Source organism: Acidocella sp. MX-AZ02, from assembly GCF_000306035.1.
Taxonomy (GTDB): Bacteria; Pseudomonadota; Alphaproteobacteria; order Acetobacterales; family Acetobacteraceae; genus Acidocella; species Acidocella facilis.
The window spans coordinates 501,453-527,615 of record NZ_JH976207.1 but is presented as its reverse complement, the minus strand read 5'-3'; the positions used below and the strand labels follow the sequence as shown (position 1 = coordinate 527,615).

Sequence of the window (26,163 nt, the reverse complement as noted above, 5' to 3'; positions counted from 1 at the left end):
GGGCTTCCCATCATGGGAGGGTCAAGGCTTGACCTTCCCATCATGGTCCCCCTTATCCAGCATAAATCACAGGAGACCCGATATGGCCGATTCCACCCCCCTGCAGTTCGACGTGCCCGATATGGATTGCCAAGGCTGCGTGCGCTCGATCACCGAGGCGCTGCGCAAGCTCGACCCGAACGTGCATGTGGTCGCCGACCTGGAGAGCAAGCGCGTCGTCATTGGCGGCGAGATCGATGCCGGCCGCGCCGCCGAGGCGATCGAGGCGGCTGGGTTTGACGTGAAGGCGGCGGGTTAAGTCATAATTTTTCGCCCCGCCTGCGCCGGATTTCTGCAAGGCCGCTGCAAACAGCCTTGCAGCGACGTGTTTTAACGCTTTTGTTCTTCTTTTGTTCTTGACTTCCCGGGCTGGAATGACCTTAATCAAACCAGAACGGAGCATGAACACACAATGTCTGCGTCTCGGGTACAAATCAAGCAGGAAGCCGGCTTTGGCGCGCTGAAAGGGCGCGGCACCGGGCTCAACCCCGCCAACCGCTTTGAAGCGGCGCGCCGGGACGCCTTCGATGATGGCTGGGACCAGGCGGAAGAGGCCGTGCGGCCGCAAACCAGCCTGATCCGCGATGCCGCGCGCAGCATCATTGCGCGCAATGACAGCCCGGACCTATCCTTCGAGACCAGCATCAACCCGTATCGCGGCTGCGAGCATGGCTGCATCTATTGTTTCGCCCGGCCCAGCCACGCTTATCTCGGCTTCTCCGCCGGGCTGGAGTTCGAGACCAATATCCTGTTCAAGCCGGACGCGCCGAAGCTGCTGGAAAAGGAGCTCTCCCGCCCCGGCTACAAGCCCAACGTGATCGTGCTCGGCTCCAATACCGACCCTTACCAGCCGGTGGAGCGCACGCTGGGCCTGACGCGCGCGATTTTGGAGGTGCTGGAGCGCTTCAACAATCCGGTCGCCATCGTCACCAAATCCGCATTGGTGCTGCGCGATGCCGATATTCTCGGCCGCATGGCGGCGAAGGGGCTGGCGAAGGTGCATCTCTCCATCACCACGCTGGATGCGGATCTGGCCCGGGCGATGGAGCCGCGTGCCGCCGCCCCCGCCCGCCGCCTGGCGGCGATCGCCGGGCTGGTCCAGGCCGGCATTCCCGCGGCGGTGATGGCCTCGCCGATGATCCCCGGCCTCAATGATATGGAGCTGGAGCGCATTCTGGAGGCGGCAGCCGCCGCCGGGGCCGGCAGCGCCTACAGCATCATGCTGCGCCTGCCGCATGAGCTGGGCGAGCTGTTCACCGACTGGCTGAACAAATTCCTGCCCGAGCGCGCCGGCCATGTGCTGAGCCTGATCCGCCAGGCCCGCGCCGGGGCGCTCAACGATGCGCAGTTTCATTCCCGCTTTCAGGGTAGCGGCCCCTACGCGCAGCTGCTGCGCCAGCGTTTCAGCGCCGCCGTGAAGCGGCTGGGGCTGGATGAAGCCACCTCACGCCTCGATATTTCGCAATTTAGTGTCCCCGGCCGGGCGCTGCCCAGCCAGCAAATGAGTCTTTTCTAACCCGTGCGTCCCGCGTCGGTCTAAACAGCGCGTCCCGCGCAAGCGGGAGCGTCCAGCGGGCAGAGTGCCCGCCCAATCCCAAAAGGAGTTTGGTCATGCAGTATCTGTTCTTCATCAATCCGAGCATCGTCATCGGCCTGGTCTCGGCCTTGGGCTGTGCCTACTTCCTCTGCATCTGTGCGGAGGAAACCAAAACCTTGCTGGCCTATCGCCGCTCTATGCGTCAGCCGGTCGAGAAGCTGGCCAGCCATAAGCGCGTGAAATTTCCGCGATTTCCACGCGATATGCGCCATACCAGCGCGCCCGCCCCGTATTTTGCGCCAGCAGATGCGCGGTTTGCGCCTTCCAGGCTTTGATCGCCTCCAGATCGCGCCAATAGGACAGCGCGATCTCCTCATCACCCTCGCTGAGGGCGTGAAATTCCAGGCAGCCGAACTCCTGCAACGCCATGTCGCGCAGGCGCTGCGCCATGGCGCTGTAGTCTTCATCCAGCTGGGCGATTTGCGCCCGGAAAATCACCACATACATCGCCCTGCCCTCACCCTGGCAGGGTGATGTCTGGTGCTGTCACGGTCAAGCCGCAGATGAAATTCGCTCGCCCGGCCTTGGCATCGCGGTTTCCTTACATAAATGATCGGAAACGTTCATTTGGCCGGCGCCGCGCCGGGAAGGATTTCCCCTTTGAGTCAGCAATTGCATCTCGGCGCCTTCATGCGCCCGGTCGGCATCCACACCGCCTGGTGGCGCTATCCCGGCGCCTGGGCGGACGCGAATTTCAATCTTGACCATCTGGTGCAGCTGATCCAGACGCTGGAGCGCGGCCGGTTCGATGCCTTCTTCATGGCTGATCATCTCGGCGTGCTGAACATGGGCATGGATGCGCTCAAGCGCAGCGCCACCGTCACCTCCTTCGAGCCCTTCACCCTGCTCTCGGCCCTGTCGATGGTCACCAGCCGCATCGGCCTGGTCGCCACCGCCTCCACCACCTTCGATGCGCCGTTCCACATCGCTCGGCGCTTTGCCTCGCTCGACCATCTCAGCAAGGGGCGCGCGGGCTGGAACATTGTCACCACCTCCAACCCGGAATCGGCGCTGAATTTCGGCGGCGAGGATCAGATGGAACATGATGAGCGCTACCGCCGCGCGCGGGAGTTCCACGATGTTGTCACCGGGCTGTGGGACAGCTTCGCCGACGATGCCTGGATCCGCGACCAGGAAAGCGGCGTGTTCTTTGATCCGCAGAAAATGCACCGGCTGGATCATCAAGGCGAATATTTCGCCGTGCGCGGGCCTTTGAATATCGCTAGGCCGGTGCAGGGCCGTCCGGTGATCGTACAGGCCGGCGCATCCGAGGCCGGGCGCCAGCTGGCGGCGGAAACCGCCGAGGTGATTTTTGGGTCCGCCCGCACGCTGAAGGATGGTCAGGAATTCTATGCCGATATCCATAAACGCATGGCCGCCCTCGGCCGGGCTGACGACACGTTAAAAATTCTGCCCGCCGCCTTCGTCGTCGTCGGCCGCACCCATGCGGAAGCGCTGGAGAAGAAGCAGCGCCTGGACGCGCTGGTGCATCCGGACAGCGCCCTGCCCAATCTCTCAATGCGCCTGGGCGTCGATGCCAGCCGGTTTGATCTCGACGCGCCCTTGCCCGAACTCCCTCCCACCAATGCCAGCCAGAGCGCGCAGGCGCAGCTGGTGAAGATGGCGCGCGAGCAGAACCTCACCGTACGGCAGCTGGCGCAATATGTCGGCGCCTATGGCGGGCTCAGCTTCGTCGGCACGCCGGGTGAGATCGCCGACGGCATGCAGGAATGGCTGGAGAGCAAAGGCTCCGACGGATTCAACGTGATGTTCAACACCGTGCCGGAAGGGGTGAATGATTTCGTCAATCTGGTGGTGCCGGAACTCACCCGCCGCGGTATCTATCGTGACACCTATGCCGGCACCACGTTGCGCGAGCATCTGGGGCTGGCGCGGCCGGTGAACCGGTTTTTCAGCTGAACATCTGGACGCGAAACCGGGGGACATGGCGGCGCTTAACCTAGCCTCGGGCCCGCGCGCCCGGCGCGGGTGATGACGACCACGCCGTCCCCCGCCTCCACCAGCAGCTCCGGCCCAGGGCGGCTGATCGTCTCGCCGCCGCGCCGGTTCAGCCCAACCACGAACAGGCTCCCCTCCGCCCCGCGCTCGATCTGTCCGATGCTCTGCCCGGCATAGGCGCTGCCCGCCGCCACCGGCAGAATCTCCAGCTCCAGCCCCAGCGTGCGCAGGCCGGTACCCAGCACCTGCATCGGCACCGAATCCGTCAGCGCCGCGCTGCGCGGAAACAGGATCAGCTGGGCGATGCGCTCGGCGCCGATATGGGTCGGCTCCACCACCGCGCTCGCCCCGGCGCGCAGCAGCTTGCTCTTGGTGCTGGCCGCCTCGCCGCGGGCGATGATCTCGATATCGGGGTTGAGATTGCGCGCCGAGAGGGTGATGAAGACATTCACCGCGTCATTCGGCACTACGCAGGCCAATGCCCGCGCCCGGCGCACCCCGGCCTCCTCCAGCACCTGCTCATCCGTGGCATCGCCGGCCAGGGTGAGATGCCCGCGCTCCGCCGCCTCCGCCAGCTTCGCCTCCTCGCGGTCCAGGATCAGAAATTCCGCCCCGCCCGCCTTCAGCTCATCCGCGAGCATATGGCCGATGCGCCCATAGCCGCAGACAATCACATGCCCGCTCATTCTGCCGATCTGCGATTTCATCCGCCGATGCCCCAATAATTGCTGGATCTGCCCGAAGGTGATGAACTGCACCAGCGCACCGGTGAGAAAGATCATGCCGGTGCAGCCGAGCATGATCGTCGCCAGCGTGATCGCGCGCAATTCCGGTGTGACGATCGGGTGCACCTCGTCATAGCCGACCGTGAACACCGTGATGATTACGAAATAGAACGCATCGCCGAGACTCCAGCCGGCAAGGCTGAAGGCGAGCGTGGCGGCCAGCACCACCGCCAGCATGAAGCACAGCCCGCCAATCAAATTGCGAGCCGGGCTGTCGGTGAAATGCCTCATGATACGGACAAAATAAAACCCTTTCGCGGGCGGGCCGCGAAAGGGTTGCTCTGCGCTTGTGGCAGGCGGGCCAGGGTCAGCCCCGCTTGTCGAGCGGCACGTAGTCGCGCTGCGGCGCGCCGGTATAAATCTGACGCGGACGGCCGATGCGGTTGGTCGGATCCTCGATCATTTCCTTCCACTGGCTGATCCAGCCGACCGTGCGCGCCAGCGCGAAGATCGGCGTGAACATGGTGGTCGGGAAGCCCATCGCGCTCAGGATGATGCCGGAATAGAAATCCACGTTCGGATAGAGCTTGCGGGAGACGAAATAATCGTCATGCAACGCGATCTTCTCCAGCTCCATCGCCAGGTCCAGCATCGGGCTGTCCTTGATGCCGAGCTCGCCCAGCACTTCGTGGCAGGTCTTCTGCATGATCTTCGCGCGCGGGTCGAAATTCTTATAGACGCGGTGGCCAAAGCCCATCAGCTTCACGCCGGAATTCTTGTCCTTCACCTGCTCGATGAAGGCCGGGATGTTATCCTTGTGGCCGATTTCAGCGAGCATCTTCAGCACGGCCTCATTGGCGCCGCCATGGGCGGGGCCCCAGAGCGAGGCGATGCCGGCGGCGATGCAGGCAAACGGGTTTGCGCCGGTGGAGCCGGAGAGACGCACCGTGGAGGTGGAGGCGTTCTGCTCATGGTCGGCGTGCAGGATCAGGATCCGCTCCATCGCCTTGGTCAGCACCGGGTTGGGCTTGTAATCCTCGGCCGGGACGGCGTGGAACATATACAGGAAGTTTTCCGCGTAGGAGAAATCGTTGCGCGGATACACGAAAGGCTGGCCGACATTGTATTTATGCGCCCAGGCGGTGATCGTCGGCATTTTCGCGATCAGCCGGTAGGCGGAAATCTCGCGCTGGCGCTCATCATGGATGTCGATGCTGTCGGGATAGAAGGCGGACATGGCGCCGACCACGGAGCAGAGCATCGCCATTGGGTGGGCATCGCGACGGAAGCCGTTCCAGAAATTGCGGATCTGCTCATGCAGCATGGTGTGGCGGGTCACGCCGTGGGTGAATTTTTCCAGCTCCGGGGCGGTCGGCAGGGCGCCGAAAAGCAGCAGATAGGCGACTTCCAGGAAGGAGGAATGCTCAGCCAGCTGGTCGATCGGGTAGCCACGATGCAGCAGCACGCCCTCATCGCCGTCGATATAGGTGATGGAGCTTTCGCAGGAGGCGGTGGAGCCATAGCTCGGATCGAAGGTGAAGATGCCCAGCTCGCTCTGGAGCTTGCGGACATCCATGCAGTCCGTGCCGAGCGAACCGCCCAGCACCGGCAGCTCGGCCTGCTTGTTGTTGAACGTAAGCGTTGCCGTGCCGACCTGTTTGGTCTCGGTTTGAGCCATGTGCTTCACCTTCTATTTTGACTTTTAGGGGCGTCGGAAAGGCGATCCCGACGGGACGAAACTGATGCAGCGTTATTCAATCCGCCGTCCCGTGTAAAGCCAGTGTGCCGCGCCGCAGCATGGCAGCCCCTCCAGAGCAGGGCGTTGAAATGGTTGGGAGCGCTACCGGCATATGTCACCCAATGCCGCAATTTTGCCGTAAAGGGTTCAAATCGCAGATGAAAGCCGGATGCTTGCCACAGGCCGCCGTGCGGCAGGGCTGCGCGCAACGCATAAGCGGCCTCGCAGCCCCCACCCTGGCGCAAAAATTCTTGGACTTAGAGCATCAAGCTTTTAGCTTGATGCTCTAAGTTTTGTTTTGGCGAGCAATTTCATGTGTTTAGGTTGACGCTGTCACGTCAACCTAAACACATATTGCTCTAAGCTCTCGAGGCGGCGATGGCGGCGGAACCTTCACCGCCTCCGCCCAAAAACTTTTTATTTCAATATCTTGTTTAGACCTCGAAGCTCAGTTCCTCGGGCCAGTCCGGCTTGGTCATGGCGCGCGGCATATGGATGCCGCATTCCGTCTTCGCCTTGCCGGCCCAGCGGCCGGAGCGCTTATCGGCGCCGGGCAGCGGCTTCATCGTGCAGGTGGCGCAGCCGATGGAGCTGTAGCCCTGCGCCTGCAGCGGATGCGCCGGCAGGTCATGCGCCGGGAAATAGGCTTCCAGCATCGCATCGTCCCAGAAAGCCAGCGGGTTGATGGTGATGCGCCCATCCGCGCCGGTTTCCTGCAGCTGCAGCTGCGCGCGGGTGGCGGACTGGCCGCGCTTGCGCCCGGTGATCCAAGCGCTGAACCCCTCCAGCGCGTCGTCCAGCGGGTTGGTCTTGCGGATGGCGCAGCACAGATCCGGGTCTTTCTCCCAGAGCCGGCCATCGGGATCATAGGCGGCGAGTTGCTTGCCCGAGGGGCGGATGGAGCGCACCCCGGTGAGGCCGAGCCGGGCGATCAGAATGTCCCGATAGGCCAGGGTTTCGGGGAATAATTTGCCGGTATCGAGGAAAATCACCGGCAGGCCGGGGTCGATCTGCGCCACCATATGCAACAAAATCGCGGACTCGGTGCCAAACGAGGACACCAGCGCGATCTGCCCCGGGAATTGTCGGGTCATCGCCTCGCGCAGAACGGACAAGGCATCGGTATTGAGAGGCAGGCTGTCGGGCATTTCGGATGGTCCAGAAAAAGAGTGCAACCGGATCGCGGCTATTTTGATTTCGGGCAGGAGAGCCAACAGCTCTGCTCGACGATGTCGTCGATGCGTCGGGCGGCTTCCGGCATCGGCACATGCTCCGCCTGCCAGCCCTGGCGCAGCGCCGCGATCTCCTTCACCCGCGCCGCCCAGCTCTCCGGAAAACAGGCTTCCAACCGCCGGCGCAGCGCGCCCGCGAGGCCAGGCGCCTGGCCGCCGGTGGAGATGGTGAGCAGGAAATCCCCGCGGCGGATTTCCGCGACCGAGTTGAAATCGCAGAATTCCGGCACGTCCTCGACATTGACGAGCACATTGGCGGCGCGCGCCGCCTCGGCCAGCGGGCGGTATTGCGCCGGCTCCAGCCCCACCATCCACAGCACATGCAAGCCCGCAACCTCATCCGGGCGGGGCAGCCGGTTCAGCCCCTCCTCACCGGCCGCGTCCAGAATGGCCGGGTCCGTGCTGAACACCGAAAGCCGCTGCGCCCCGGCCGCGCGCAGGCCGCGCAGACGGCGCAGGGCGGAGGTGCCAGCGCCAGCCAGGGCGAGGTTCAGGCGAGAAGGGTTGAGAGCCAATGGGATCATGGGGATTTAGAAAAGCATTTTACCGGCAGTTGCAATATCCCGCTGAAAATAAGGATTTCCTGCCAAACCTTGGGGACAGAAAAAAATAATTTTGTTAAAATCGCGCATGCGGGACAAACAAAACCCAAAATACCCTGTAGATATATAGAGATTATCCAGTTTTTAATCCAGCGCGTCCGCACGGGTTCAGGGGCGCAACGGCACGTCCTGCAATTCCGGCGTGGTCAGATCCATGCGGAATATCGTCCCGGCCGGGCCGGTACGCAGCATCACCAGCTCGCCGCCATGGGCGCGGATCAGGTCGCGGGCGATGGCCAACCCCAGCCCGGTGCCGCCGCTGCGGGCCGAGCCGCTGAAGGGACGGAACAGATTGGCCTGGGCCCGCGCCGGCAGGCCGGGCCCGTTATCCGTCACCAGCAGACGGGTCTGGGCGCCTTCCGTCTCGGTGCTCAGCGTGATCCTGGTCGCCCCGGCCTCGGCGGCGTTGCGGATCAGATTGGCGAGAACGCGGTAGAGCTGCGCCTGGTCGAGCTGCAGCACGAGCGCCGCCGGCACCTGGTTGACCACCGCCCACCCGCCATCCTCCGGCACCAGGCTCTGCGCCACCTCCTCCACCAGCGCGTGCAGCCGCACCGGCGTGCGGTTGACCGGCGGCGGCCCCTCGCGCGCGAAATCGACCGTTCTGGCGACAAACTGGGTGGCGCGCTCCACGGCGGGGACCAAGGTGCGGGTGGCGCGCTGGACCAACGGGTCCTGCACGTCCTGCAGCCGGTCCGCGACCAGCAGCGCGGAGGAGAGGATGTTGCGCAGATCATGCGCGATCTTGGCGACCGAGGTGCCGACGGCGGCGAGCCGGGCATTGCGCCAAAGCGCGGCGCGTAGCTCATCCTGCATGATTTTCAGCTCCGCGGCGGCGCGGGCGATATCATCCTTCGGGTCGGCGGCCATCTGGTCGAGTGCCGCGCTGCCCTGCTCCTCCGGGGATTCGCGGAAATGAATGATCGCCGAAATCAGCACTTCCATCGGCCGCACCAGCAGCCAGTTGAGCACGGTATAGACCAGCAGCCCGGTCAACAGCGCCACCACCAGGGCGAAATCGAAGCCGCTGCGGGCAAAGGCCTTCAGTTCGAGGGCCAGCGGCGTGGTATCGACCAAGACTTCCAGCATCGCGCCATCGATATCGGGGTCCGGCACCCGTACGGCCTCCTCGCGCGGCGCGCCGCCCGTCAATTGCTCCAGAGCGCGGCAGATACTGGTGAAAAACCCTTCGCGGGCGCTGTCGATCAGCTTGGCGCCGCGCGGCAATGGCGCATTGATCTGCCAGCGCAGCGCTTGATGATCCGGCATCAACAGCTTGAGCCGCTGCACCCCGGCATGGCGGAGAATGTCGTCGATGGTGGCGGCGGAGGGGTTTTGCAGCAAGGCGTAGGAGGCGAGACGCGCCTGAACAACACGCTGTTCCAGCCATTCCTGCCGGCGTTGACCAAGGCCCGGCAGCAGCACCAGCAAATCCATCAGCAGAATGGCGATGACGGTAACCCACAGCACCTTGGAGGACAGGGAAGCCGGCTGCGGCCGAAAATTCAACTGCCGCAGGCGCTTCAGCGAGATCATTCGCTGTGCAACGCTCGTTCGGCAGCCTCGCGGCCGGCGGCGAACAGCGCCTCCAGGAAGGGGCGGTCGGTATTCAGCTTGGAATTGAGCGGGTGGCGGGCCAGCGCCGCATCGGCGCTGACCTCGATCAGTTGCACCCGCTTGGGCAGCAGCGCCAGTTCGGCGTCCAGCGGTGCCTGGAAGGCGATTTCGTGCAGCCTGTGCACGATGTCGGCGGTAGCGGTGGGCACGCCGGGGCGCCTGCGCGGCTGCGCGCGGATCAACACCAGCCGCTCCGGTGCCGGCTCCAGCACCGGTGCCAGCGGCGGGTTGCAGCTATAACCGCCATCCCAATAATGCCGGCCGCCGATCGTCACGGTGGGAAACATCATCGGGATGCAGGCCGAGGCCAGCAAGGCCTCGACGCCGATCTCGGCATTGCTGAAAATCGCCGCCTCGCCGCTTTCCACATCGGTGGCGCCAACATAGAGCCGCGCCGCATCGGGAGCGCGCAGCGCGGCGACATCCAGCAGCTCGCGCAGCAGCGGCTCCAGCGGATTCTGGCCGAGCGGGTTGAGCACGCCGGGGTCGAACATCCGCAGCGCCTGGGTCAGCCCGCTCCAGGCGAAATCATTGCTGAAGGCCTTGGTGGTGTCCCACATCCAGTCCAGCGGCGTGGCGGGGATATTGCCGAGCAGATTGCCCTCCATCACCCGGCCCCAGAGCCGCGCCACGGCGGCGCGCGCGCCGGAGGGGCCGGCCTTCACCATCCCCTGCACCGCCATCGCCGCGATCATCGCGCCGGAGGAGACGCCGGTGACGGCATCGAAGCTCAGCCCGTCCTCCAGCAGCCGGTCCAGCGCGCCCCAGGTGAAAGCGCCATGCGCGCCGCCGCCTTGCAAGGCGAGAACGGTACGTGGACGGGCAGCGAAAAAATTCTTCATCTCGATCACCATTCTGTGACCGGAAACAACCGACTTGGCAAATTTTTACATCTCGGATGTGCAAGGCAGGACAACCGAAGGTGAAGTTGGCGAACCGGTACGCAGGGGGTAACGGGGAAGGCAGAAGCCGCCGAGTCGGCCAGGATCAGGGCATCAGCCCCCTCGCCCCCGCCATGGCCCGCGCGGCAACCGGCGCGAAGCTGCTCATCGCGGGCAGCTTTATGACGCTTTCCGGAATTCGACAGGGCGCCGCGGCGGCGGGTTCGACACCATCTTGCCGCGCCAAGCGCCTGCGCGATTGACGCGGCGGTACTGCCCCGCCTATACCCCGCCAACCCCGCCGGACCAGGGATGGCCCGGTGAACGCTATTGTTTATAAATTGCCGGAGTAGAATGCCGTGAAACGGACCTATCAACCTTCCAAACTCGTCCGCAAGCGCCGGCACGGGTTCCGCGCCCGCATGGCGACGGTCGGCGGCCGCAAGGTCATCGCCAACCGCCGCTCCAAGGGCCGCGCCAAGCTCTCCGCCTGATCGCGCGCCCACGCGCGCCGCTTATGCCCATGGCCACTGCCCAAACACCGCCCGCCCGGCTGACCCGGCGCGCCGCGTTTTTGCGCCTTGCGGCCAAGGGCAGGAAAACCGCCAAGCACGGCTTCGTGCTGCAGGCCGTCCAGGACGGCCAGGCGGAGAGCGTGCGTGTGGGCTACACGGCCACGAAGAAAATCGGCAACGCCGTCTGCCGTAACCGTGCCAAGCGCCGGTTGCGGGAGGCGGCGCGTCTGGTTTTGGCCGGCCGCGAGCTGCCCGGCGTCGAGCTGGTGCTGATCGCCCGGCGCGAGACCGGCGAGATGGAATTCGCGCGGCTGACGCAGAATCTGAAGCGCGCGCTGGACGAGGTGCTGGCATGAGCCCGGCCGCCTTGCTGCTCTCAGGTGCCGTGCGCGCCTATGAGCTGACGCTGCGCCCGGTGATCGGCGCCAATTGCCGCTTCTACCCCTCCTGCAGCGCCTATGCGCGCGAGGCTCTGGCCTGCCATGGCGCGGGCCGCGGCAGCCTGCTCGCGGCAAAGCGCATCCTGCGCTGCCACCCTTTCAATGCCGGCGGATACGACCCGGTTCCCACCCCGAAGGATAGCTGACCCTGATGGACACCAAGCGCCTCATCCTCGCCCTTGCCATATCCTTTGGCATTTTAGCGGTGTTCACCGTGGTGCAGGAGAAATTCTTCCCGCATCCCGCCCCCAGCCCGGCGCAGACCGTGCAGCAAGCGAAGGAAGCCGCCGGCACCAAGCAAGCGGCGATCGAGGCCGGTGCGCCCGGCACCGCGCAGAGCGCGCCCGCCAACGGGCCGCGCCTCGCCGTCGATGCGCCGATGCTCAAAGGCAGCATCGGGCTGACTGGTGCGGTGTTCGATGACGTGGTGCTGAAAGGCTATCACGAGACCATCGCCAAGGATTCGCCGCTGGTGCAGATCGAGGGCCGGCGCGGCGGCGACACTCCCTCCTACGCCCAGTTCGGCTGGACCGCGCCGGATGGCGTGAAGGTGCCCGATAACAGCACCGTCTGGACCCCCAGCGCGCAGACGCTGACGCCGGGTAGCCCGGTCACCCTCTCCTGGGATAACGGCCAGGGCCTGACCTTCCAGCTGCTGCTGAAGATCGACGATAAATTCATGTTCACCGTCACCCAGAACGTGGTCAACCACGGCGCGGCGCCGGTGAAGCTTTACCCCTGGTCGCGCGTGGTGCGCGATTACCAGCCCAAGGTCGCCTCCAGCTGGGTGCTGTTCGATGGCCCGCTCGGCGTGTTCAACGGCACGCTGAAGCAGGAAGGCTATGGCGCGCTGAAGAGTGAGGGCGAGAAGAAGGCAGGCGGTGTGGCCTATTCCACCTCCGGCCCCGGCGGCTGGGCCGGCATCACCGACAAATACTGGCTGACCGCCGTGGTACCGACGCAGAGTGCGACGATGAACGCCACGATGAGCTACGGCACGGTGAGCGACGGCGATGGCGGCGCCTACCAGACCAGCTTCATCACCCAGACCCCGCTCGACGTGCCCGCCGGCGGCCAGGCGGGTTTCACCAGCCATCTCTTCACCGGCGCCAAGGTGGTGAAGATCCTGGATCAGTATCAGAGCCAGTATCAGATCCCGGCCTTCTACAAGGCGGTGGATTTCGGGCATCTCTATTTCCTGACCAAGCCAATCTTCTTCTGCCTGGACTGGCTGAACACCCTCACGGGCAATTTCGGCCTCGCGATCATCATCTTCACCATCGGCGTGAAGCTGCTCTTCTTCCCGCTGGCGAGCTATTCCTACCGCTCGATGGGCCGGATGAAGGCAATGCAGCCGAAGATCGCGGCGCTGAAGGAGCAGTATAAGGACGACAGCACCAAGCTCCAGCAGGCGACGATGGAGCTGTATCGCAGCGAGAAGATCAACCCGGCCTCGGGCTGCCTGCCGATGGTGGTGCAAATCCCGGTGTTCTTCGCGCTGTACAAGGTGATCTTCATCACCATCGAGATGCGCCACGCGCCGTTCTTCGGCTGGCTGCATGACCTCTCCGCGCCGGACCCGACGAATATCTTCAACCTGTTCGGCCTGATCCCGTTCGACCCGATGAGCATCAACCCGATCCTGCATGTCGGCCTGCTGCCGATCATCATGGGCGGCACGATGTATCTGCAGCAGAAGCTGAACCCGGCCCCGGCCGATCCGGCGCAGCAGAAAATGTTCCAGTTCATGCCGGTGATCTTCACCTTCATGCTGGCGCGCTCGCCGGCGGGGCTGGTGCTGTACTGGACCTGTAACAACATTCTTTCCGTGGGGCAGCAATGGCTGATCATGCGCAGGGCGATGGCGCCGAAGCAGACGGTCCCGGCAAAGGGCTGAATTTCGAAACCGCCGGGCCCAGCCCGGAGCAGATCGAGGCGGGGCGCAAGCTCTTCGCCTCGCCCTGCGAGTTCTTCTATGCCGCGCAGGCGCTGGACCATCTGCCAGAGCCGCGCGGCAATGAGATCGCGCTGGCGGGGCGCTCCAATGTCGGCAAATCCTCGCTGATCAATGCGATCACCGGGCGCAAGGCGCTGGCGCGGGTCTCGCACCAGCCCGGCCGCACCCGGCAGCTGAACTTCTTTGAATGCCAGGCGGGGCCCGTGGTGCTGGTGGATATGCCAGGCTACGGCTACGCCGAGGCGCCGAAGGAGATCAAGCGCGACTGGCAGGGGCTGATGCTGGATTATCTGCGCGGCCGCCCCAATCTGCGCCGGGTGTTCCTGCTGCTGGATGCGCGCGTCGAGATCAAGGTTTCCGACGAGACGGTGATGGAGCTGCTCGACCAGGCGGCGGTGCCGTTCCAGATCGTGCTGACCAAGGCCGATTCGGTGAAGCCGGCGGCGCTGAAGCGCAAACAGGATGAGGTGCGGGCCTTGACCGCGCAGCACCCTGCCGCCCTCCCCCAGATACTCACCACGTCGAGCGCGGGCAGCATCGGCATCGAAGAGCTGCGCGCCGCCATTGCCGAATTCGTTGAATGAGGACGAGATGACCAGAGCAGACATCACCGACGCGACCCGCGAAGCGCATATCGTCACCAAGGTGCTGCCGTATCTGCGCCGTTATGCGGGTGCGACCATCGTGGTGAAATATGGCGGGCATGCGATGGATGGATCGCTGGCCAATGAATTCGGGCGTGACATCGCGCTGCTCAAGCAGGTCGGCATCAACCCGGTGGTGGTGCATGGCGGCGGGCCGCAGATCAATGCGATGCTCAAGCGCCTCAACATCCAGTCCAGCTTCATCCAGGGGCTGCGGGTGACCGACGCCGCCATGGTCGAGGTGGTGGAGATGGTGCTGGCCGGCACCGTGAACAAGCAAGTGGCCGGGCTGATCAACGCCGCCGGAGCGCTGGCTGTGGGCATCTCGGGCAAGGATGGCGGGCTGATCCGCGCGCGCAAACTGCGCCGGACCTACAAGGACCCGGACAGCGCGATCGAGCAGGTGCTGGATCTGGGTTATGTCGGCGAGCCGATGTTCATTGATACCCGCGTCATCCACGCGCTGACCGGCGCCGGGCTGATCCCGGTGATCGCCCCGGTGGGGGCGGGCGAGGATGGCCAGACCTACAATATCAACGCCGATACCGTGGCCGGCGCCATTGCCGGGGCGCTGAACGCGCAGCGTTTGCTGATGCTGACCGACGTGCCGGGCGTGCTGGATAAGAGCAAGACGCTGCTGGCGGATTTGTCGCTGACGCAGATCCGTTCGCTGATCGCCGATGGCACCATCTCCGGCGGGATGATCCCGAAGGTGGAGACCTGCATGGAGGCGGTGACGCAAGGCGTGAAGGGAGCGACCATCCTGGATGGCACCGTGCCGCACGCGCTGTTGCTGGAGCTGTTCACCGAGCATGGCATCGGCACGATGATCCATAAATAACGCAGGGTTTTTCAACACAAACCGCTGAAAAACCGGGGTGTTGGCGCAATGACGCCGGCACCCCGTTTTTACGCGTCTCGCCGGCTTTTGCCCCCTGGAGACGATCCGGGCGGTTCAGAGCGCGGCCACCAGCAGATAAACCACCGCGCCGACCACAGCCGAAGCCGGGATGGTCACCAGCCAGGCTACCACCACGCGGCTCGCCACACTCCAACGCACCGCCGAGGCCCGCCGCGCCGCCCCTACCCCTACGACGCAGCCCATGATGGTATGGGTGGTGGAGACCGGCACGCCCAGCGCGGAGGCCGAGAACAGCATGATCGACCCGCCCGCCGAGGCGCAGAAAGCCTGGTGCTGGTCCAGCCGGGTGATCCGGCTGCCCATGGTCTGGATGATCTTCCACCCCCCCGCCAGCGTGCCCAGCGCCATCGCGATGTAGCAGCCAACCACCACCCAGCCCGGCACATGGAAATGCGGCCCGAGCAGCCCTTGCGAGAACAGCAGCACGGCGATGATGCCCATGGTCTTCTGCGCGTCATTGGCGCCATGGCCCACCGAATAGGCCGCCGCCGAAAGCAGATGCAGCGGCTTGAACATCGCTTCCGCTCCCCGCGCCGTCACGCGCTGGAACAGCCAGCTGGTCAGCAGCATCAGCGCCATCGAGACGAATAGCCCGACCAGCGGCGAGATCACGATGGCCAGCACGGTCTTGTTCACCCCGCCCCACACCACCGCATGCCAGCCCGCATGCGTCACCCCCGCCCCCAGCAGCCCTCCGATCAGCGCGTGGCTGGAGGAGGAGGGAATGCCGCGCCACCAGGTGAAGACATTCCAGGCCATCGCCCCCACCAGCGCGCCGAACACCACTTGCGGGGTGACCACATGCGCATCGACGATGCCCTTGCCCACGGTCGCCGCCACTTTCAGCCCGAAAATCCAATAGGCGGCGAAATTGAAAAAGGCGGCGAAGGCCACCGCCTGCATCGGACCCAGCAGCCTTGTGGAAACCACCGTGGCGATGGAGTTGGCGCTGTCATGCACGCCATTGACGAAATCGAAGGCCAAAGCCAGCGCCACCAGGGCGATCAGCAGCGGCAAAGCCAGCGTGGCATGCGCGATCATGGCGGCCTCAGGAATGGTCGATGACGAGGCCGTCAATCTCGTTGGCGACATCCTCGAACCGGTCCACCACACGCTCCAGATGGCTGAAAAGCTCGCGCGCGACGATAAAGCCCATCGGGTTCGCCGCGCCATGCGCCTTGAAGGCTTTCTTCAGCCCGGCGGCATGGATGTCATCCGCCTGGCCCTCCAGGCGCACCAGCCGCCCGGTCAGCTCATGCAGCCGCGCCGCATTGGCGTGGATGTTGCGCAAAAGCGGCAGCGCCTCGCCCAGCAGCCGGGCGGAATCGGCGATGATGGCGCCCATGTCGCGCATCTCCGGCTCGAAGGCGGAAACCTCGAACAGAGCGGTAGCCCGGGCCGTCTGCTGCATCTCGTCGATGGCATCATCCATCGAGGAGATCAGCCCGGTAATGGCGCTGCGGTCGAACGGGGTGAGGAAGATGCGGCGCACGCTGCGCTTCACCTCACGGGTGATGGCGTCCGCCTCCTCCTCGCGCTCATTGATCTCGCGCATATGCTGGCCCATGCCCTCGCCGCCCTGCAGCAGGCGGGTCAACGCGCCGCTGGCGGCCAGCAAGGTCTGGCCATGCGCCTCGAACAATTCGAAAAACTGCCCCTTCTGCGGCAGCAGCGCCTGGAACCAATGAAACATCCGCAACCCGTCCTTCAAGCCCCGCAGCCGCTCCAGAAAGGCGGCGCGCTTATCCAAACTCGCCAGCTCGCTGCCACGAAAACTGCGGATCAGCTGGCCCAGATCCACCTCATCCACCGCCTTGGCCGCCTCGCGCAGGGGAAACCAGCGCCGCTCGCGCTCGGCGCGCTCCGGCCATTCCTCCAGCAGCCCGGTGACGGCAAGCGGGAACACATCCACATCCACGAGCAGGGAGGCGCCGGTGCGCAGCAATTTCCGGTAGCGATAGCTGCCCAAAGCCGCCGGGCAGGCCGCGCCCTCGATCCCGGCTTCCTCGAACGCTTCCTGCGCGGCGGCGGCGTGCGGCGGCAGACCCTTCATGCGGTTGCCCTTGGGCAGCACCCAGCGATGGGTGCGCCGGGAGGTGACGAGCATCACCTCGATCGGCGCATCCAGGGCGGTGCCCGCGATACGGTAAGGGAGAGCGGCAATCTGGCGGATAATCGGACCTGCGAACGTGAAAAAGACGGCTGAAAGCCGGGCTTATCCGCCGCTTCCCCTGTCACGTCAATGTCACATTTGCGCGCGTCAGTCAGCTCTCTTGCACAGGCACATGCACGAACCCGCTCATCAGCACCCGTGCCGAGCGGCTCATCACCGCCTTGGCCACCAACCAGGCGCCGTTCTCCTGCTTCGCCCCGGCGCCGACGCGCAGACTGCCCGAAGGATGGCCAAAGCGCACCGCCTCGCGCACACCGCCGCCGGCCGCCAGATTGACCAGCGTGCCCGGCACCGCAGCCGCCGTGGCAATGGCGACCGAGGCCGTGCCCATCATCGCATGATGCAGCTTGCCCATGGACATGGCGCGCACCAACAGATCGATATCCCCCGCCGCGATTGGCTTGCCGGCGGAGGAGATGTAACCGGCGGGTTGCGCCACCCAGGCGAGCTTGGGCGTGTGCTGGCGCGTGGCGGCCTCCTCCAGCGTCTTGATCAGGCCCATTTTCAACGCGCCATGAGCGCGGATCGTCTCCAGCCTGGCAAGCGCCGCAGGATCGCCATTCACATCATCCTGCAGCTCGGTGCCCTTATACCCCAGCGCCGCGGCGTTGAGGAAAATCGTCGGGATGCCGGCATTGATCATCGTCGCCTCGAAGCTGCCAATGCCCGGCACTTCCAGCGTATCGACAACATGACCGGTGGGAAACAACGCCCCGCCATCGCCTTCCTCGGCGGGGTCGAGAAATTCCAGCTCGATCTCGGCGGCGGGGAAGGTCACGCCATCCAACTCGAAATCCCCTGTCTCCTGCACCGCGCCATTCGTCATCGGCACATGTGCGATGATGGTCTTGCCGATATTCGCCTGCCAGATGCGGATGGTGGCGAAGCCGTCACGCGGCAGCCGCGCCGGATCGACCAGCCCGTTGCTGATCGCGAACGGCCCGACGGCGGCGGAAAGATTGCCGCAATTGCCTGACCAATCGACAAATGGCTTGTCGATGGCGACCTGGCCGAAGAGATAATCCACATCATGATCCGGCCGCGTGCTGGCACTCAGGATCACGGTTTTCGAGGTGCTGGAGGTCGCCGCCCCCATGCCGTCAATCTGCTTGCCGTAGGCATCCGGGCTGCCGATCACCCGCATCAACAACGCATCGCGCGCCGGCCCCGGCTTTTGCGCCGCCGCCGGCAGATCCTGCAACCGGAAGAATACGCCCTTGGAGGTGCCGCCGCGCATATAGGTGGCGGGAATTTTAATCTGGGGGGCAAATGCCATGGCGCTCACTCCGCCGCCTGCGCGGCACTCAGGAAGTCCTCAGCAAAACGCTGCAACACCCCGCCGGCCTCATAGATCGAAACCTCCTCGGCCGTATCCAGCCGGCAGGTGACGATTTCCTGCGAGACCGTGCCTTCCTTGTGATGGATGGTGAGCATCAGCTCCGCACGCGGTCGCAGCGCGCCGGTGACATCATAGGTCTCGGTGCCGTCCAGCCCCAGCGCCAGGCGGGTGCGTCCTGGTTTGAATTGCAGCGGCAACACCCCCATGCCGATGAGATTGGTGCGATGGATGCGCTCAAACCCTTCCGCGACAATCACCTCAACCCCCGCCAGCCGCACGCCCTTCGCCGCCCAATCGCGCGATGAGCCCTGGCCGTAATCGGCGCCCGCGATGATGATCAAAGGTTGGCCGCGCTGCATGTAGGTTTCAATCGCTTCCCACATGCGCATGGTTTTGCCTTCCGGCTCCACCCGCGCCAGCGAGCCCTTGCGTACCGCGCCCTGCTCATCGCGCACCATCTCATTCAGCAGTGTCGGGTTGGCGAAGGTGGCGCGCTGGGCGGTGAGATGATCGCCGCGATGGGTGGCGTAGGAATTGAAATCCTCCTCCGGCAGCCCCATCCGCGCCAGATATTCGCCCGCCGCCGAATCCGGCAGGATGGCGTTGGAGGGCGAGAGATGATCGGTGGTGATATTATCGCCCAATATCGCCAGCGGGCGCATATTGCGCAGAAGCCGCGCCCCGGCCAGCGCCCCCTCCCAGTAGGGTGGACGGCGAATATAAGTGCTCTGGCCGCGCCATTCATAAAGCGGACTCACCTTGCGCCGGGCCGCGCGGGTGCCGAACATCGCCTCATAGACCGTGCGGAACTGCTCGGGCTTCACCGAGGCCGAAACCACCGCATCGATTTCCTCATCGCTCGGCCAGAGATCCTTCAACCGGATCTCCTTACCGCTTGCATCATGGCCCAGCACATCGCGCTCGATATCAAAGCGGATCGTGCCCGCGATGGCGTAGGCGACAACCAAAGGCGGCGAGGCCAGGAAGGCCTGCTTGGCGTAGGGATGAATGCGGCCATCGAAATTCCGGTTCCCGGAGAGCACGGCGGTGGCGTAGAGATCGCGCTCGATAATCTCCTGCTGAATCACCGGATCCAGCGCGCCGGACATGCCGTTGCAGGTGGTGCAGGCGAAGGCCACAATGCCAAAGCCAAGCTTTTCCAACTCTGCCGTCAGCCCCGCCTCGTCCAGATACAGAGCCACCGCCTTCGAGCCAGGGGCGAGCGAGGATTTCACCCAGGGCTTGCGGGTGAGCCCGGCGCGGTTGGCATTGCGCGCCAGAAGCGCGGCAGCGATGACATTGCGCGGGTTGGAGGTATTGGTGCAGCTGGTAATCGCGGCGATGATCACGGCGCCATCCGGCATCTTCCCAGCTTCCTCCACCCAGGGTGCGGCCACACCACGCGCGGCAAGGTCCGAAACAGGTAACCGCTTATGCGGGTTGGAGGGCCCGGCCATGCTGCGCACCACGGAGGAAAGATCAAAACGCAGCACACGCTCATATTCGGCCTGCGCGAAATCATCAGCCCACAAGCCCGTGGTTTTAGCGTAGGTTTCCACGAGAGCGATCTGGGAAGCCTCGCGCCCGGTCAGGCGCAGATAATCGATCGTCTGCTCATCGATGGCGAACATCGCCGCCGTCGCCCCATATTCCGGCGCCATGTTGGAGATGGTGGCGCGGTCGCCAATGGTCAGGCTGCGCGCCCCTGCCCCGTAAAATTCCAGATAGGCACCAACAACTTTCTCACGGCGCAAAAATTCGGTGAGGCTGAGCACGATATCGGTGGCGGTAATGCCCGGCTGCCTGCGGCCGGTGAGTTCGACGCCGATAATATCCGGCAGCCGCATCCAGGAGGCGCGGCCCAGCATCACATTCTCCGCCTCCAACCCGCCAACGCCGACGGCGATGACGCCGAGCGCATCCACATGCGGCGTATGGCTGTCCGTGCCGACCAGCGTATCCGGAAACGCCACCCCATCCTGGGTGTAGATCACCGGGGAAAGCCGCTCCAGATTGATCTGGTGCATGATGCCATTGCCCGCCGGCACGACATCGATATTATCGAAAGCCTCGCGCGTCCAATTGATGAAATGGAAGCGATCGGCATTGCGGCGCTCCTCGATTTCCCGGTTTTTCTGAAACGCGTCTTTCTCAAACCCGGCATGCTCGACCGCCAAGGAATGATCGACAATCAGCTGCACCGGCACCACCGGGTTCACTTTCGCCGGATCGCCACCTTTTTCCGCGATCGCATCGCGTAGCCCCGCCAGATCCACCAACGCCGTCTGCCCCAGAATATCATGGCAGACCACGCGCGCCGGATACCAGGGAAAATCAATCTCGCGCTTGCGTTCGATCAGCTGTTTCAGAGCCGCTTCCAGAAGCGCCGGGTCGCAGCGCCGCACCAGATTTTCCGCCAGCACCCGCGATGTATAGGGCAATGTCGCGTAGGCGCCGGGCGCAATCGCCTCCACCGCCTCGCGCGCGTCAAAATAATCCAGCCCGGCCTGGCCGAGGGGCTTACGGTACTTGCTGTTCATCGCTTGGCTTCCTGCAAATTCTGTTTTTCGATATTGAGCCGGGAGGTGCGGATATGCCGGCGCATCAAAAGCTCCGCGAGCTCACCGTCACCTTGCGCGATGGCGTCCAATATCCGGTGATGCTCGGCAAAGGCCTGCGCCGGGCGGTTGGGCATGCCGGCATATTGGATGCGATACATCCGGGCCAGCTGGTAAAGCTCATCGCATAACAGCCGGAACAGCATGGCATTGCCACTGGCCTTGACGATGCGATAATGAAAATCGAAATCGCCTTCCTGCTGATAATAGCCGCGCCCGGCCTGGAAGGCTTCATCGCGCTCATGCGCGGCCAGTACCGCGCGCACCGCCTCCACCTCTTGCGGGCTCATCCGCTCGGCCGCCAACCTGCAGGCCAGGCCTTCGAGCGATTCACGGATCTGATAAAGCTCGTTCAGCTCCTCGCGCGACAGCGCCACCACCCTGGCACCGACATGCGGCACCCGCACCAGCAGTTTTTGGCCTTCCAGCCGGTGCAACGCCTCACGCAAGGGGCCGCGGCTGATGCCGTAGGCGCGCGCCAATTCCGGCTCGGAGATTTTCGCGCCGGGCGCGATTTCGCCTTTCACGATGGCGGCCTGAAGCTGGCGCAGAACCTGTTCGGTCAGCGTCTCGCTCTCAGGGCTTGGCAGCGCGTCTTTGTCCATATTGTTGACAGTTTCCGTGCCTGACTGCGTCGATTTGGCAGAAATCTACGCATAATCGGCTAAACTGTCAACAATCTATCATTCGATCAAGCGGCCCTCAGCGTCAAAGAACGGAAACGGCCCGGCCCAGCCGCCGGTCAGCGCGGTATGGCTGACCAGCCCGCCCGCCTCGGAAAACGCATGCAGTTGGTAGCCGCCCGGCTCCATCATGAAGGCCGACGGCGCGTCCTCGCGCAGATCCAGCACGACCTGATGCGCGGTGGAGGGCGCGATGGAGGCGATGCTGCCGGCCCAACCGGTGGTGATCGGCCGGTGCACATGCCCGCAAATCACCCGCAGCACCTGCTTATGCCGGCTGACGATGGCGGCGAAGGACTCCGCATCCGCGAGGCCAAGCTTGTCCATATGGCCGATCCCGGTCGCGAAGGGCGGATGATGGAGGGCGATCAAGGTCGGGCGCTCCGGCTGCTCCTCCAGGCGCTGCGCCAGCCAGTCCAGCTGCCCCGCCCCAAGCGCGCCGCCGCCCTGCCCCGGCACCAGACTATCCAGCGCGATGATCCGCAATTTGTAAGCTTCAATGGTGTAGCAGGCCGGCCCCTCCATGCCGAGATAGCCATGGCCCGGAAACGCCGCGCGCAGCGCCTCACGCGCATCATGGTTGCCGGGCAGCAGATAGAAAGGCTGTGTGAGCTTGGAAAGATGCCGCACCAGTCGCGCATATTCCTCAGGATGGCCGGTATCAACCAAATCTCCGGTGAACAGCACCAGGTCCGGCCGCATCGGCAGCGCCGCCAGATGGTCAAGTGCCGCCTCCAACGCCGCCGATGTATCCACCTTCCGGTAGGCGAGCTGGCCTTCGCGCTTGATATGCAGGTCGGTCAGTTGCGCGATGATCATGCGGCGGAGCTTTCAGGCAGGATAATGAGATGATCGAGATCGAGCGCCACCGGAACCATGGCCCCCGGCAGCGCCTCCAATCCGGGCGGCGCATCCAGCGCCATCGCCGTGCCATCAGGCAAAGTGACACTCAGGCGTGTGCGCTCACCCAGGAATTGCGCCGCCTCGATGCGCACCGGCACACCTTCCGGTGCCACACGCAGCGCCTGCGGACGCAGCATCACCTTGCAGCGCCCTGGCGCCTGCGCGCACAGCGCCTGCAGCCCGGCCACATGCAGCAACCCAGCCTCGACATGTCCGGAAAATCCCGTGCTGGCGCCGATAAAATCCGCAACAAAGGCATCCGCCGGCTGAAACCAGATTTCGCGTGGCGTGCCGATCTGCGCGATATGCCCTTTGCGCATCACCACCAGCCGGTCGGCCAGCGCCATCGCCTCCTGCTGATCATGCGTCACATAGATGGTGGTGATGCCAAGCCCGCGCAGCAACGTGTTGATCTCACCGCGCAGCGTATCGCGCAATTTCGCATCCAGAGCGGTCAACGGCTCGTCCAGCAGCAGCACATCCGGCGCGGCGGCTACGGCGCGGGCCAGGGCGACACGCTGACGCTGCCCGCCGGAGAGCTGAGCGATGGCGCGGTTGCCAAGATCCGGAATGCGCATCATCTCCAGCATCTCAGCCACACGGGCCTGGCGCTGCGCCCTCGCTACACCGCGGATATTCAAGCCATAACCAATATTTTCGGCGACACTCATATTCGGAAACAGCGCATAGCTCTGGAACACCATGCCGACATTGCGCTTCTCAATCGGCAATCTGGTCACATCCCGCCCGCCGAAGAGAATGCGCCCGCCTGCATCCGGGCTCTCCAGCCCGGCGATCAGCCGCAGCAGCGTGGTCTTGCCGCAGCCTGAAGGCCCCAGAAACACCAAGGTTTCACCGGCATGGATGGAAAGATCCACCGGTTCCAAGACGCGCGTGGCGCCAAAAACCTTGCCGCATTGATGCAAGGTGATGTCAGTCGTCATGGTTTCTCTCCGGCGCGCGGCTTCGTAGCGCGCTGCAAGGCGAGCAGCAGCGGCACAGTCATGATGAAAAAGATCAAGGTGTAGGCACTGCCGATTTCCAGACGCATTGAGGCGTAGGCATCGGCCAGCGCCACCGGCAAGGTCTTGGTCAGCGGCGTGTGCAGAATCCAGGTGAGGTTGAATTCGCCCATCGATAGCGTGACGACGCTGAGCGCCCCCGCCAGAATACCGTTTTTGCAATTGGGCAACACCACGCCAAGGAAGCGCCGGGTAAACCCCGCACCGAGACTCGCAGCCCCTTCCTCAAGCGTTTGTAAATCCGCCGAAGCCATCACCGCCAGCACCGCGCGGACCATGAAGGGTAGCGTGAACAGCACATGCCCAGCCAGGATGAACCAGATGCTCTGGCGGAAATCCCCCCAGCCATCATAGGCCACCACCAAAGCCAGCCCTGTCGCCAGCCCCGGCACGGCAACGGGCAGAATCAACGCCTCCTCCGCCAGCCGTGCCAGCCGGCCAGGCGCACGCGCCAGCGCATAGGCGGCGGGAATGCCGATCAACGCCGTCGCCACCAGGCAGAGCAAGGCGATTTCGATGGAGAGCAGGATCGTCGGCCAATACAGGCTGAGCACCTGCTCCACCCACTGAAAGGTCAGCCCTCCGCGTAGCCCCAGAAAGGCGTTGCGCATCAATCCGGAAAGCACAGAGTAGGCCATCGGCACCGCGATGAACAGGCAGGATGCCAAAGTCACCGCCGCCTGCAGCCAAAAGCCGAATTTGTAAGGTTTCATCATTGCATTTAACCGCTTGCGGCAACACCCGCGCCGGTCAGGCTGCGGGCCAGAAACAACGCCGCCCAGCTCACCAGCCCGAGCAGCAAACTCAGTGCCGCGACCGAGGAGAGATCCGTGGTCAGGGTGAAATCCGTGTAGATCATCATCGGCAGCACGGTCACGCGCGTTGCCAAGGTGAAGGCCGTGCCAAACGCGCCCATCGAGGTGGCGAAGGTGAGTGCTGCCGCCGAGACCAGCGCCGGGCGCAAGGCCGGCAGCGTGATATCCCTGAAAATCTCAAAGGGTTTTGCGCCGAGGCTACGCGCCGCCTCCTCCAGCGCCGCATCCAGCCCGCGCGCCGCCGCCAGCATGGTCAGCACCACGCGGGGAATGGAGAAATAGAGATAGCCAAGAAACAGCCCCCAGACCGAGTAGGCAAACACGATCCGCCCGCCATGCAGAGCGAGGCTGAGCTGGGTAACCAGCCCCTGCCGCCCACCCAGCATGATGATCATGAACCCGACCACCACGCCGGGAAAGGCCAAAGGCAGCGTCAGGATCGACACCAAAAGCCCCTGCCCGGGAAATTCATGCCGGCCTAGAAACAGTCCGCAGATGCCACCAACCACCAGCGTCGCCAGTGTCACCAATACGGAAAGAATGAAGGTGGCGAGCAGGCTTTGCAGATGCCGCGCATCGCCCAGCGCCAGCGCGTAGCCGGCCCAGCCATGCGCGCCCTGCCCGCCGACATGCAGAAAGATGCCCAACGGGACGACAAAGAACCCCAGAAACACCAGGGCGGCTGGCAGGGCGAGCCCTGCCAGCCTGAGACGCGATGGCGCCATTACGACACTTCAGCGAGATAGCGCGCGGCAAAGCCCTTCTGCGCCGCCGCAAGTGCCGCCAGATCGACAGGGCGCGCGCGGGCATAATCGGAAGCCGGCAGGAAGCGCGCCTCGATCTCCGGCGGCAGCGCCACCGGGCGGGCCGGGCGCAGATAGGCCTTCGCCCACAGCGCCTGGCCTTCATCGGAGAGGGTGAAGTCCAGCAGCTTCTTGCCATTTGCCAGATGCGGCGCGCCCTTCAGCAGCGTCATCACATAAGGGAAACTCACGCTGCCTTCCCGCGGAATCACGAACTCCACCGGCGCCTTGTCGGTATATTTGGCGCGGTAGGCATCGAAATCATAATCCAGCAGAATCGGGATTTCGCCGGAGAGCACGCGGGCATAGGCGGTCTGCTTCGGCACGATCGGCTGATTGGCCTGCAGCTTCTTGAAGTAGGTGATGGCCGGGGTGAAATCCGTGTAGCTGCCGCCCATCGCGAGATTGACCGCCACCGCGCCGACATAGCCGACCGCCGCGCTGGACGGGTCCAGATAGCCGATCATGCCGCTATAATCGGGCTTCAGCAGATCCGCCCAGCTCTGCGGCACGGGCTTGCCGCCCAGCGCCGCCTTGTTGACGAAAAAGCCCAGCGTGCCGCTATGGATGGCGAACCAATAGCCGTCCGGGTCTTTCTGCCCGGCCGGCACCTGGTCAAACCCGGCCGGCTTGTAAGGCTGGGTCAGCCCGTCCTGCTTGGCCTGAATGCCAACCTGCCCGCCCAGATACATCGCATCCGCCACCGGATGCGCGCGCTCGGCCAGGGCCGCGGCCATCGCCTGGCCGCTATTCTTGTCGTCAGCCGGCACGAAAATGCCGGTTTTCTGCTGAAACGCCTTCAACTGGCCGGCCCAATCCGCCCATTCCGGCGGGCAATTATAGCAAATCGCCGTCTCCTGGGCGAAGGCGCGGCGGGAGATCGCGGTGCTGGCGGCAAGCGCACCGGTCAGCGTCAACATGGTACGTCTCAACATGGCG

At 64.3% G+C, this 26,163-nt stretch carries 26 protein-coding genes; 9 read left to right on the top strand and 17 right to left on the bottom strand.

All coding sequences use genetic code 11. The features are described from left to right. The first annotated feature begins 82 nt into the window (after positions 1 to 82). Both MXAZACID_RS02655 and MXAZACID_RS02650 read left to right on the top strand, forming a co-directional pair. A complete protein-coding gene (locus MXAZACID_RS02655; RefSeq protein WP_008492507.1) occupies positions 83 to 298 on the top strand; it encodes a heavy-metal-associated domain-containing protein in 216 nt (71 codons plus the stop codon). Between the two features lie 153 nt (positions 299 to 451). Beyond that, positions 452 to 1,555 (top strand): PA0069 family radical SAM protein, encoded by a 1,104-nt coding sequence (locus MXAZACID_RS02650; RefSeq protein WP_008492506.1) that lies wholly within the window; start codon positions 452 to 454, stop codon positions 1,553 to 1,555. Between the two features lie 216 nt (positions 1,556 to 1,771). On the opposite strand, the gene MXAZACID_RS02645 is transcribed toward MXAZACID_RS02650, so the two are convergent. Next, positions 1,772 to 2,083: an antibiotic biosynthesis monooxygenase gene (locus MXAZACID_RS02645; protein WP_008492505.1), complete on the bottom strand. Its 312-nt coding sequence runs from the start codon at positions 2,081 to 2,083 to the stop codon at positions 1,772 to 1,774. A gap of 153 nt (positions 2,084 to 2,236) precedes the next feature. On the opposite strand from MXAZACID_RS02645, the gene MXAZACID_RS02640 reads away from it, so the two are divergent. Then, positions 2,237 to 3,556, top strand: a complete 1,320-nt coding sequence (locus MXAZACID_RS02640; protein ID WP_240376490.1) for an LLM class flavin-dependent oxidoreductase — start codon at positions 2,237 to 2,239, stop codon at positions 3,554 to 3,556. Positions 3,557 to 3,591: 35 nt separating this feature from the next. Here the strand turns inward: MXAZACID_RS02640 and MXAZACID_RS02635 are convergent, their stop codons facing one another. The 6 genes from MXAZACID_RS02635 to MXAZACID_RS02610 all read right to left on the bottom strand — a co-directional run bounded on the left by MXAZACID_RS02635 (position 3,592) and on the right by MXAZACID_RS02610 (position 10,363). Then, on the bottom strand, positions 3,592 to 4,611 hold the full coding sequence (locus MXAZACID_RS02635; RefSeq protein ID WP_008492503.1) for a TrkA family potassium uptake protein: 1,020 nt from the start codon (positions 4,609 to 4,611) through the stop codon (positions 3,592 to 3,594). A 76-nt stretch (positions 4,612 to 4,687) separates the two neighbouring features. Then, entirely contained in the window at positions 4,688 to 5,998 is a 1,311-nt protein-coding gene (gltA, locus tag MXAZACID_RS02630; protein ID WP_008492501.1) for a citrate synthase, read from the bottom strand. Between the two features lie 494 nt (positions 5,999 to 6,492). Beyond that, the gene (locus MXAZACID_RS02625) at positions 6,493 to 7,206 is read right to left on the bottom strand and encodes a phosphoadenylyl-sulfate reductase (protein WP_008492499.1); all 714 of its coding nucleotides are present in this window, start codon (positions 7,204 to 7,206) and stop codon (positions 6,493 to 6,495) included. Positions 7,207 to 7,244: 38 nt separating this feature from the next. Continuing rightward, positions 7,245 to 7,814, bottom strand: a complete 570-nt coding sequence (locus tag MXAZACID_RS02620; protein WP_008492498.1) for a bifunctional precorrin-2 dehydrogenase/sirohydrochlorin ferrochelatase — start codon at positions 7,812 to 7,814, stop codon at positions 7,245 to 7,247. A 186-nt stretch (positions 7,815 to 8,000) separates the two neighbouring features. Beyond that, the gene (locus MXAZACID_RS02615; RefSeq protein WP_008492497.1) at positions 8,001 to 9,428 is read right to left on the bottom strand and encodes a HAMP domain-containing sensor histidine kinase; all 1,428 of its coding nucleotides are present in this window, start codon (positions 9,426 to 9,428) and stop codon (positions 8,001 to 8,003) included. Beyond that, positions 9,425 to 10,363 (bottom strand): patatin-like phospholipase family protein, encoded by a 939-nt coding sequence (locus MXAZACID_RS02610; protein ID WP_008492496.1) that lies wholly within the window; start codon positions 10,361 to 10,363, stop codon positions 9,425 to 9,427. The genes MXAZACID_RS02615 and MXAZACID_RS02610 overlap by 4 nt, the downstream gene beginning before the upstream one ends. A gap of 386 nt (positions 10,364 to 10,749) precedes the next feature. Here MXAZACID_RS02610 and rpmH point away from each other — a divergent pair, with 386 nt between their 5' ends. The 6 genes from rpmH to argB are packed head-to-tail and all read left to right on the top strand — an operon-like array spanning position 10,750 to position 14,787. Continuing rightward, positions 10,750 to 10,884, top strand: coding sequence for a 50S ribosomal protein L34 (rpmH, locus tag MXAZACID_RS02600; RefSeq protein WP_026440011.1), 135 nt, complete (start codon positions 10,750 to 10,752; stop codon positions 10,882 to 10,884). Positions 10,885 to 10,907: 23 nt separating this feature from the next. Beyond that, positions 10,908 to 11,261, top strand: coding sequence for a ribonuclease P protein component (rnpA, locus tag MXAZACID_RS02595; RefSeq protein WP_008492495.1), 354 nt, complete (start codon positions 10,908 to 10,910; stop codon positions 11,259 to 11,261). After that, positions 11,258 to 11,491: a membrane protein insertion efficiency factor YidD gene (gene yidD, locus MXAZACID_RS02590; RefSeq protein WP_008492494.1), complete on the top strand. Its 234-nt coding sequence runs from the start codon at positions 11,258 to 11,260 to the stop codon at positions 11,489 to 11,491. The genes rnpA and yidD overlap by 4 nt, the downstream gene beginning before the upstream one ends. Positions 11,492 to 11,496: 5 nt before the next feature. Then, positions 11,497 to 13,242, top strand: a complete 1,746-nt coding sequence (yidC, locus tag MXAZACID_RS02585) for a membrane protein insertase YidC (protein WP_008492492.1) — start codon at positions 11,497 to 11,499, stop codon at positions 13,240 to 13,242. Continuing rightward, positions 13,185 to 13,886, top strand: coding sequence for a ribosome biogenesis GTP-binding protein YihA/YsxC (yihA, locus tag MXAZACID_RS02580; RefSeq protein WP_008492491.1), 702 nt, complete (start codon positions 13,185 to 13,187; stop codon positions 13,884 to 13,886). The genes yidC and yihA overlap by 58 nt, the downstream gene beginning before the upstream one ends. Positions 13,887 to 13,893: 7 nt before the next feature. Continuing rightward, positions 13,894 to 14,787 (top strand): acetylglutamate kinase, encoded by an 894-nt coding sequence (gene argB, locus MXAZACID_RS02575; RefSeq protein ID WP_008492490.1) that lies wholly within the window; start codon positions 13,894 to 13,896, stop codon positions 14,785 to 14,787. Between the two features lie 114 nt (positions 14,788 to 14,901). On the opposite strand, the gene MXAZACID_RS02570 is transcribed toward argB, so the two are convergent. The 10 genes from MXAZACID_RS02570 to MXAZACID_RS02525 all read right to left on the bottom strand — a co-directional run bounded on the left by MXAZACID_RS02570 (position 14,902) and on the right by MXAZACID_RS02525 (position 26,159). Next, a complete protein-coding gene (locus MXAZACID_RS02570) occupies positions 14,902 to 15,909 on the bottom strand; it encodes an inorganic phosphate transporter (RefSeq protein WP_008492489.1) in 1,008 nt (335 codons plus the stop codon). 7 nt (positions 15,910 to 15,916) lie between these two features. Further along, positions 15,917 to 16,975 (bottom strand): DUF47 family protein, encoded by a 1,059-nt coding sequence (locus MXAZACID_RS02565; protein ID WP_008492488.1) that lies wholly within the window; start codon positions 16,973 to 16,975, stop codon positions 15,917 to 15,919. 157 nt (positions 16,976 to 17,132) lie between these two features. Continuing rightward, positions 17,133 to 18,317 (bottom strand): 2-methylaconitate cis-trans isomerase PrpF, encoded by a 1,185-nt coding sequence (gene prpF / locus MXAZACID_RS02560; protein WP_008492487.1) that lies wholly within the window; start codon positions 18,315 to 18,317, stop codon positions 17,133 to 17,135. 5 nt (positions 18,318 to 18,322) lie between these two features. After that, a complete protein-coding gene (gene acnD, locus MXAZACID_RS02555) occupies positions 18,323 to 20,920 on the bottom strand; it encodes a Fe/S-dependent 2-methylisocitrate dehydratase AcnD (protein ID WP_008492486.1) in 2,598 nt (865 codons plus the stop codon). Further along, a complete protein-coding gene (locus MXAZACID_RS02550; RefSeq protein ID WP_008492485.1) occupies positions 20,917 to 21,603 on the bottom strand; it encodes a GntR family transcriptional regulator in 687 nt (228 codons plus the stop codon). Before MXAZACID_RS02550 ends, acnD begins: the two co-directional genes overlap by 4 nt. 78 nt (positions 21,604 to 21,681) lie before the next feature. Then, positions 21,682 to 22,500, bottom strand: coding sequence for a phosphodiesterase (locus MXAZACID_RS02545; protein WP_008492484.1), 819 nt, complete (start codon positions 22,498 to 22,500; stop codon positions 21,682 to 21,684). Beyond that, on the bottom strand, positions 22,497 to 23,528 hold the full coding sequence (locus MXAZACID_RS02540) for an ABC transporter ATP-binding protein (protein WP_008492483.1): 1,032 nt from the start codon (positions 23,526 to 23,528) through the stop codon (positions 22,497 to 22,499). Before MXAZACID_RS02540 ends, MXAZACID_RS02545 begins: the two co-directional genes overlap by 4 nt. Further along, on the bottom strand, positions 23,525 to 24,319 hold the full coding sequence (locus MXAZACID_RS02535; protein WP_305803409.1) for an ABC transporter permease: 795 nt from the start codon (positions 24,317 to 24,319) through the stop codon (positions 23,525 to 23,527). The genes MXAZACID_RS02540 and MXAZACID_RS02535 overlap by 4 nt, the downstream gene beginning before the upstream one ends. 8 nt (positions 24,320 to 24,327) lie before the next feature. After that, positions 24,328 to 25,146 carry an iron ABC transporter permease gene (locus tag MXAZACID_RS02530; protein WP_008492480.1) on the bottom strand — a complete coding sequence of 273 codons (819 nt, stop codon included), beginning with the start codon at positions 25,144 to 25,146 and terminating at the stop codon, positions 24,328 to 24,330. Continuing rightward, entirely contained in the window at positions 25,146 to 26,159 is a 1,014-nt protein-coding gene (locus tag MXAZACID_RS02525) for an extracellular solute-binding protein (protein ID WP_039884667.1), read from the bottom strand. The genes MXAZACID_RS02530 and MXAZACID_RS02525 overlap by 1 nt, the downstream gene beginning before the upstream one ends. Positions 26,160 to 26,163: the final 4 nt, after the last annotated feature.

What these genes read in the sequence shown, in the direction of transcription:
- MXAZACID_RS02650 (WP_008492506.1), top strand. Translation starts at nt 452, where the DNA reads ATGTCTGCGTCTCGGGTACAAATCAAGCAGGAAGCCGGCTTTGGCGCG.
- MXAZACID_RS02625 (WP_008492499.1), bottom strand. Translation starts at nt 7,206, where the DNA reads ATGCCCGACAGCCTGCCTCTCAATACCGATGCCTTGTCCGTTCTGCGC.
- rnpA (WP_008492495.1), top strand. Translation starts at nt 10,908, where the DNA reads ATGCCCATGGCCACTGCCCAAACACCGCCCGCCCGGCTGACCCGGCGC.
- MXAZACID_RS02540 (WP_008492483.1), bottom strand. Translation starts at nt 23,528, where the DNA reads ATGACGACTGACATCACCTTGCATCAATGCGGCAAGGTTTTTGGCGCC.
- MXAZACID_RS02610 (WP_008492496.1), bottom strand. Translation starts at nt 10,363, where the DNA reads ATGGTGATCGAGATGAAGAATTTTTTCGCTGCCCGTCCACGTACCGTT.
- MXAZACID_RS02565 (WP_008492488.1), bottom strand. Translation starts at nt 16,975, where the DNA reads ATGCTCGTCACCTCCCGGCGCACCCATCGCTGGGTGCTGCCCAAGGGC.
- MXAZACID_RS02655 (WP_008492507.1), top strand. Translation starts at nt 83, where the DNA reads ATGGCCGATTCCACCCCCCTGCAGTTCGACGTGCCCGATATGGATTGC.
- prpF (WP_008492487.1), bottom strand. Translation starts at nt 18,317, where the DNA reads ATGGCATTTGCCCCCCAGATTAAAATTCCCGCCACCTATATGCGCGGC.
- yihA (WP_008492491.1), top strand. Translation starts at nt 13,185, where the DNA reads ATGGCTGATCATGCGCAGGGCGATGGCGCCGAAGCAGACGGTCCCGGC.
- yidD (WP_008492494.1), top strand. Translation starts at nt 11,258, where the DNA reads ATGAGCCCGGCCGCCTTGCTGCTCTCAGGTGCCGTGCGCGCCTATGAG.
- gltA (WP_008492501.1), bottom strand. Translation starts at nt 5,998, where the DNA reads ATGGCTCAAACCGAGACCAAACAGGTCGGCACGGCAACGCTTACGTTC.
- MXAZACID_RS02635 (WP_008492503.1), bottom strand. Translation starts at nt 4,611, where the DNA reads ATGAGGCATTTCACCGACAGCCCGGCTCGCAATTTGATTGGCGGGCTG.
- yidC (WP_008492492.1), top strand. Translation starts at nt 11,497, where the DNA reads ATGGACACCAAGCGCCTCATCCTCGCCCTTGCCATATCCTTTGGCATT.
- acnD (WP_008492486.1), bottom strand. Translation starts at nt 20,920, where the DNA reads ATGAACAGCAAGTACCGTAAGCCCCTCGGCCAGGCCGGGCTGGATTAT.
- MXAZACID_RS02570 (WP_008492489.1), bottom strand. Translation starts at nt 15,909, where the DNA reads ATGATCGCGCATGCCACGCTGGCTTTGCCGCTGCTGATCGCCCTGGTG.
- MXAZACID_RS02525 (WP_039884667.1), bottom strand. Translation starts at nt 26,159, where the DNA reads ATGTTGAGACGTACCATGTTGACGCTGACCGGTGCGCTTGCCGCCAGC.
- MXAZACID_RS02535 (WP_305803409.1), bottom strand. Translation starts at nt 24,319, where the DNA reads ATGAAACCTTACAAATTCGGCTTTTGGCTGCAGGCGGCGGTGACTTTG.
- argB (WP_008492490.1), top strand. Translation starts at nt 13,894, where the DNA reads ATGACCAGAGCAGACATCACCGACGCGACCCGCGAAGCGCATATCGTC.
- MXAZACID_RS02530 (WP_008492480.1), bottom strand. Translation starts at nt 25,146, where the DNA reads ATGGCGCCATCGCGTCTCAGGCTGGCAGGGCTCGCCCTGCCAGCCGCC.
- MXAZACID_RS02615 (WP_008492497.1), bottom strand. Translation starts at nt 9,428, where the DNA reads ATGATCTCGCTGAAGCGCCTGCGGCAGTTGAATTTTCGGCCGCAGCCG.
- MXAZACID_RS02645 (WP_008492505.1), bottom strand. Translation starts at nt 2,083, where the DNA reads ATGTATGTGGTGATTTTCCGGGCGCAAATCGCCCAGCTGGATGAAGAC.
- MXAZACID_RS02620 (WP_008492498.1), bottom strand. Translation starts at nt 7,814, where the DNA reads ATGATCCCATTGGCTCTCAACCCTTCTCGCCTGAACCTCGCCCTGGCT.
- MXAZACID_RS02545 (WP_008492484.1), bottom strand. Translation starts at nt 22,500, where the DNA reads ATGATCATCGCGCAACTGACCGACCTGCATATCAAGCGCGAAGGCCAG.
- MXAZACID_RS02550 (WP_008492485.1), bottom strand. Translation starts at nt 21,603, where the DNA reads ATGGACAAAGACGCGCTGCCAAGCCCTGAGAGCGAGACGCTGACCGAA.